The sequence below is a fragment of the uncultured Virgibacillus sp. genome (assembly GCF_947495635.1).
GTDB lineage: Bacteria > Bacillota > Bacilli > Bacillales > Amphibacillaceae > Virgibacillus > Virgibacillus salarius.
Map to the genome: position 1 here is coordinate 1 of NZ_CANMAB010000235.1, position 404 is coordinate 404.

Consider the following 404-nt stretch of genomic DNA (forward strand, 5'->3'; position numbering starts at 1 on the left):
TCTGTACATCGCTAAACATTCGCTTCCGCTTTTAGTTTGATGTCGTTGTTACTCTTATTTAGTTTTCAAGGTACAAAAATGGAGCCTAGCGGGATCGAACCGCTGACCTCCTGCGTGCAAGGCAGGCGCTCTCCCAGCTGAGCTAAGGCCCCGTGTGTTTATATATAATAGATGGTGGGCCTGAGTGGACTCGAACCACCGACCTCACGCTTATCAGGCGTGCGCTCTAACCAGCTGAGCTACAGGCCCATCTAACTATGTAGTAGAGAATTGATCTCTCAAAACTGAACCAAACAACCAAGTATGTCCTTACAAACCATTCGTAAAGAATGGTTCGCGTTCCGTAATTATCCTTAGAAAGGAGGTGATCCAGCCGCACCTTCCGATACGGCTACCTTGTTACG

The 404-nt window shown here is 47.8% G+C and carries 2 tRNA genes; both read right to left on the reverse strand.

The window, feature by feature from the left end:
- Window positions 1-79: 79 nt before the first annotated feature.
- Window positions 80-152 (reverse strand) — tRNA-Ala (locus Q1A47_RS20630).
- Window positions 153-172: 20 nt separating this feature from the next.
- Window positions 173-249: transfer RNA gene (locus Q1A47_RS20635), tRNA-Ile, on the reverse strand.
- Window positions 250-404: the final 155 nt, after the last annotated feature.